Annotated in this window: 5 protein-coding genes; 3 read left to right on the top strand and 2 right to left on the bottom strand. The window is 69.4% G+C overall.

The window, feature by feature from the left end:
* Positions 1 to 39: 39 nt before the first annotated feature.
* Positions 40 to 360: a DUF3040 domain-containing protein gene (locus HKK72_RS34955; protein WP_187238689.1), complete on the bottom strand. Its 321-nt coding sequence runs from the start codon at positions 358 to 360 to the stop codon at positions 40 to 42.
* Positions 361 to 901: 541 nt separating this feature from the next.
* Between HKK72_RS34955 and HKK72_RS34950 the strand changes: the two genes are divergently transcribed.
* The gene (locus HKK72_RS34950) at positions 902 to 2011 is read left to right on the top strand and encodes a pentapeptide repeat-containing protein (protein ID WP_187238688.1); all 1110 of its coding nucleotides are present in this window, start codon (positions 902 to 904) and stop codon (positions 2009 to 2011) included.
* 449 nt (positions 2012 to 2460) lie between these two features.
* Positions 2461 to 4233, top strand: a complete 1773-nt coding sequence (ggt, locus tag HKK72_RS34945) for a gamma-glutamyltransferase (protein WP_315987600.1) — start codon at positions 2461 to 2463, stop codon at positions 4231 to 4233.
* Between the two features lie 115 nt (positions 4234 to 4348).
* Here the strand turns inward: ggt and HKK72_RS34940 are convergent, their stop codons facing one another.
* Positions 4349 to 5479, bottom strand: a complete 1131-nt coding sequence (locus tag HKK72_RS34940) for a hypothetical protein (RefSeq protein ID WP_187238687.1) — start codon at positions 5477 to 5479, stop codon at positions 4349 to 4351.
* Between the two features lie 185 nt (positions 5480 to 5664).
* Here HKK72_RS34940 and HKK72_RS34935 point away from each other — a divergent pair.
* Positions 5665 to 5914, top strand: a 250-nt coding sequence (locus HKK72_RS34935) for a hypothetical protein (protein ID WP_187238686.1), incomplete at its 3' end; no start/stop codon positions are given.

Raw genomic sequence — 5914 nt, 5'->3', positions numbered from 1 at the left:
AGGAAGAACACCTGCTGAACGCGAGGCGTGGTGCGAAGGTCACCGGCCCCGGGCGCCTGCGGTCTCGGCCCACGTCGCCGGGACAACGGTTCTCGATGCCTCGGTCGGCCGCTCGGCTTCGGCACGTCCCGCAGCCAACGCCACGATGACCATGAACGCGAAAAAGCAGGCCGCGGCGGTGATCGTGACCACGAGAGCGCGGCCTCCTTCGGTGATCCGGTGCAACGCGATCGGAGATGTCGTGACAACGTGGGAAGAGGGCGCGGGGTGGTCGAACAGGGCCGTCAGCGCCGGATCCTTCACTCGGAGATGCCGCTCGATGTCCTGTAGAACGCGCTGTTCCTGCTGTGACAGTCCCATCTCCGTGCCTCCCTGAGGGCGACGCATCCCGACACCCGCGGAACTCTTCGCACCGTGGGTTCAGAGGGCGATTACCCCGCATCGTCGAGTTGATCCGGCAATTCGCCACGTTCTCGTGTAACGCGGTGAGCAGGCCGACCGTCTCGTCCCCGCCCGGCGGGGGCCAGCCGTGTTCCCGCACGTACCGGCCGAGCCCGAGCGCGGCGTGGTGGCCGCCCAGCGCGTTGCGGGTGTACCAGACCATCTCGGGGTCGGCCACCAGCCGGTCCGTCAACGCCTCCACCACCCTGCGGAGTTCCCGGCGTGGCAGCCTGTGGCCGCGTGAGGGCCGACTTGATCCACCGGATGGCGGCCGCCGTGCCGATGCCGGCCAGTGCCCGTACGGCGGACGGACCCACGTCGGGATGGTCGAGCCATCGCACCGTCCGTGAGACCCGTGCGGTGCACGGAGCCCGGACGCCCATGACGACCGGCCGCTTTGCGATAGTGGTCGATCGTGGGATTTGCGGAGCCTCGCAAGCGTTCGGGTAGGACGCCGGCAATGGTGATGCGCTGGTCGCTCGGCCGGCATATCGCCGTCATGTTGCTGCTGGCCGCCGCCGCGGCGATCACGGTCTTGGGACTGTTGTGGCTGCTCCTCGGGATGCCGCGCGTGCGCGCCGCCGGTCCCCTGAAGCCGACCGACACCTACGACGCCATCAAGATCGCCCTGGCCGTCGTGGCAGGAGTGGGCGGCGTGGTGGCTCTGGTGGTGGCCTACCGTCGTCAGCACCTGGGTGAGGCGGCCGAGTCCCGGGAGCACGGGAGGGTCTTGACGGAGCGGTTCGGCGCCGCCGCCGAACAACTGGGCGCGGAGCAGCCGGCGGTGCGGATGGCCGGGGCGTACGCCATGGCGCGCGTCGCGGATGACTGGCTTCGCGAGCGGCAGACCTGCATCGACGTCCTGTGCGGTTACCTGAGGATGCCGCATCCACCCGAGCCGCCCGCCGACGAGGAGGCGCTCACGGCCTGGCGGCGCGAGCGGGAAGTGCGACAGACCGTCGTACGGCTCATCGCGGCCCACCTTCGAGACGACTCACCCGAATCCTGGCGGGGGTACGACCTGGACTTCACCGGTGCCGTTCTGGACGAGGCGGACTTCCGCCGCGCCCGCTTCACCGGCGGTGAGATCATCTTCCTGAAGGCGGTGTTCGTCGGCCAGGGCCATGACCAGGTCATTTTCGACGACGTCGAATTCGCCGAGGGCAGTAACGTCTATTTCCGCCTCGCCGAGTTCCGCAGCGGGAACGTCCGCTTCCACCGGGCCGCCTTCACCGGCGGTTGGGTCTCCTTCGACAGCGCACGGTTCTCCGGCGCCGAGGTGAGCTTCCGGGAAGCCGCCGTGACGGGCGGAGAGATTCGTTTCGAAGACGCCGAGTTCTCCGGCGGTCTGGTCGATTTCACCGGAGCGAGCTTGACCGGCGGCATTGTGAACTTCGCCGAGTATCATCTCGCGACCCGCTACCTCACGGTCGCGCCCGCGCGCTTCACCGGCGGCACCGTCGACTTCGCCGACGTCGCCGACTTCACGCGTCCGCCGCATTTCGGCCTCAGGACGGTTCCCCCGGGTCTCCGGCTGCCCGCCGGGGTCGACATCTCCGACCTGCCGTGATGACAGTCGTCAACTCGACCTCCAGACCCGGCACCGCCTTCTCCCGCCCCGGAATTGTTCCTGAGCCCGCGCACGGTCGGCTACCACCTGTGAAAGGTTTCCAACGGCTCGTGGATGGGCTCCCGCCCGGAGCTCATCCCGCCTCCATCGCAACCGACGAGGAAATCCCAACCGCGGAGAGCATTCTGCGAGAGGAGGAATTCGGGGAACCGGTGGTTCACGCACGGATTGACCACTCTGCGCGACCCGCGCATACGTGATTGACGTCGCGACGCCGATCACGTCGTCACGGCAATTTCGGATCGCCCGCAACCGGTCATAATAATGCACCATTATCGGAAAATCCATGCTGGTTCAGACATCCGTAATGTGTCAAGATGCGATTCGTTCCGTGGGGAGTGAAACAGGAGGCAAAAGTGATTGTCCGCATGCGGCGAGCGTGCAGGCGCGTGGCGCTACCAACGCTGGCCGGCGCGATGGCGCTCACCTTGGTACACGCGCCGGTCGCACAGGCCGAGCCACGTCCGATCGACAAACAACCCACCGCCACCGGCTACGGAGGCGCCGTCGCGTCGCTCGACCCGTACGCATCCCAGGCCGGCCTGGAGATCCTTCGCCGAGGTGGGAACGCGGTCGACGCGGCGATCGCCACCTCCGCCGCGCTCGGGGTGACCCGGCCCTATGACGGCAGCATCGGCGGCGGCGGCTTCCTGGTGATCTATTCGGCGAAGACCCGCAAGGTCACCACGATCGACACTCGTGAGGCCGCGCCGGCGGCCGCGACGCCCGACCTCTTCATCGACCCCGCGACCGGGCAGACCATCCCCTTCACCGAGCGGCGGGTGTCGGGCCTGTCCATCGGCGTTCCCGGCGTGGTGAGCGGCTGGGAGCGCGCGCTGTCCAAGTACGGAACGATGCCGCTGCGGCGCGTGCTGAAGCCCGCGACCGACCTCGCCGAGGACGGCTTCGTCGTCGACCAGGAATACCAGAACCGCACCCAGTCGAACCTCGCGATCCTGCGCGATTTCACCTCCAGCCGCGACACGTTCCTGACCGAGGACGGGCAGGCGCCACAGGCGGGCACCGTCTTCCGCAACAAGGAACTCGCGCGCACCTACAAGCTGTTGAGCGCCAAGGGCGCCTCGGCGTTCTACAAGGGCGAGATAGCTGACGCCATCGCCGACACGGTCGCCGAGCCGCCGGTGGTGCCGGGCAGCACCCGGAACGTGCGCAAGGGCTCGATGAATACCTCGGACCTCAGGAACTACCGGGCTCTCGAGAAGGCCCCGACCGAGGTGCGCTACCGCGGGGTCAAGGTGCACGGCATGTCCCCGCCCTCCAGCGGCGGCTCGACGGTCGGGGAGGCGCTCAACATCCTCGAGGGCTACGACCTGAAGAACATGCCGCGAGGCGAGGCGCTGCACCGGCTGATCGAGAGCTCCGCCCTGTCGTTCGCCGACCGGAACGCCTACATCGGTGACAACCGCTACGTCGACGTACCGCTCACGGGCCTGCTGTCACAAGGCTACGCGGACGAGCGGCGCAAGCTCATCGGATCGCAGTCCGCCGTCAAGCCGGTGCCCGCGGGCAACCCATGGCCGTACAACGGTGGCAACGGCAAGCCCCGCACCGGCGGTACCGGGGATGTGGACGGCTCGACGACCCATCTGACGACGGCCGACCGGTACGGCAACGTCGTGGCCTACACCTTCACCCTCGAGCAGATCAGCGGCAGCGGCATCGCGGTGCCCGGCTATGGCTTCCTGCTGAACAACGAGCTCACCGACTTCTCCGCCGACCCGAACGATCCGGCCAACGCCCCCGCCGGTGGCAAGCGGCCACGCAGCAGCATGACCCCCACGATCGTGACCAAGGACGGACGGCCGCTCCTCGCCACGGGTTCGCCGGGCAGCGCGGTGATCATCACCAGCGTGCTGCAGGTGCTGGTGAACCACCTCGACTTCGGCATGAGCCTGCCCGAGGCGATCGCCGCGCCGCGACTGTCCAACACCAACTCGGCGACGACGACCGCCGAGCAGGGACTGGTGCAGAGCCCGGAGGGTGACGCGCTCCGAGGGCTCGGCCATCAGTTCACCCAGACGGGGACGCTCGGCAACATGACCGGAGTGGCGTTCCTGAGGGACGGACGGTTGCAGGCGGCCGCGGAACCGGTCCGCCTCGGCGGCGGCAGCGCCGTCGTCGTGCACCCTGCCGGTCGCTGACTCTTCACCTCGCAGGCCCGGCCCTTTGTGGGCCGGGCCTGATCGGTCGGTACGGACGGACGCCGGCGCAGCTCATCGGTACGTCAATCCGCAACTAGGGACCACGCTGGGCCGGTTAGCGACCCGGATCGGCGGTGCGCAGGATCAGGTCCCGGCCCCAGCGGGCCTTGCCGCCGCCCGTGGAACCGGCAAGCCACACGCGCTCGGTGCCGTCGGCACGCGTGAGCGCGTTGACGCTCACGTGGTCGGTGCCGGACGGTACCGGCCCGTACGACTTCGTCCATCGCCGCCCCGCCGACCGCAGGATGAGCGGCCGGTCGGGGCGCTCCCGATCCGTCCCCGCGACCCAGACCCGCCCGCCGGACGCGGCGGTGACGGCACTCAGGTCGCCATGTTCCAGCGGTACGGCCAGGCGCTCCCACGCCCGGCCGTCCCAGTGCAGAAGGACCGGCCGGTTGACGCCGAACTCGCCCCCGACGGCCCAGACCTCGGTGGCCGAGGCCGCGTGGACGTCGGACAGGATCACGCCCCGGCCGGTCGGCGGCGGCAGCGCCTCCCAGACCCCGCCGTCCCAATGCGCCGCGTACGCTCGGCCGAGCCGATCGCCGACGACCCACGCGTCGTCCTCGCTCCGGGCCGTGATCGAGGAGATCCGGACATGCTCGCCGAGACTCTCCGCACGCCACCCCTTTCCGGTGTACGTCGCGACCACCGGCGACCCGGCGACGGCCATCCAGGTCCGCCCGCGCACCGCCGCGGGCAGGAGGTGGCCCACCTGCGGCAGCCCCGTCACCGGGACCGCGCCCCAGGACATGCCGTCATGGCGCAGCACGTACGGCCCGCGTTGCTCACCCGCCGTGGGACCGAGCCGTCCGGTGGCCCAGACCTCCGACCCCGACACCATGCTGATGCCGTTGAGCTCGCCGTACGGCAACGGCAGCGTCTGTGGCGCCACCCTCGTCCACCTGGCACCGTCCCAGTGCGTGAGGACGGGGACGCCATAGCTGAGAGGCTCCTCGGACACCGATTCCGCGCCGACCGCCCAGACGTCGGAGCCACCGACCGCGGCGATGTCGACGATCCTCGCCTGCGGTCTGTACCGGCCCGACGAGGAGATCGTCCACCCGCCGGCGGTCGCGGCACCGCGGGCCTCGCTCAGTGCGATGACGGTGACCGCGGCCGTACAGACGAGGGCGACGGCGACGGCGACGATGAGCACTGCCTCGTGGCGTGCTCGCGAGACCATGCCGCCCTTTCGCCCGAGCGATCTCAATGGAACGAATACAGCCTGCACCACGACCGCCGAGCGCGCCAGGCACCGCCTCGGGCGTTCTTGCCGCTGTTGATCGCCGAGCGTCATGCCCCTGGCCGGAAACTGACAGTCTGTCCTCTTCTCTGGCCACGCGTCCCGTACCGGTGGAACCTCGGAGCGTGATGAACAGCAAGCGCGAGACGGACCGGACGGAGGCGCCGGTGGCGGTCGACTTCGCCCCGGTGAAATTCACCTCCTCGTGGCGCGAGGAGTCGCTGGCCCGGATATGCGAGCTGCGCGCCCTCACCGGCTCGTTGCGGTTCCATGAGGGGTTGGACGCCGAGGCGTTGAAGCTCCTGGCCGACGCCGATGCCGAACTCGCGCACGCTGACCAAGCCGCGCGACGACGACGGATCGGTGGCGCGCTGA

The sequence above is a fragment of the Actinomadura sp. HBU206391 genome (assembly GCF_014323665.1).
Taxonomy (GTDB): Bacteria; Actinomycetota; Actinomycetes; order Streptosporangiales; family Streptosporangiaceae; genus Actinomadura_C.
Note: the sequence above shows the minus strand (reverse complement) of the source record. Positions and strands in the feature narration are given on the sequence as shown.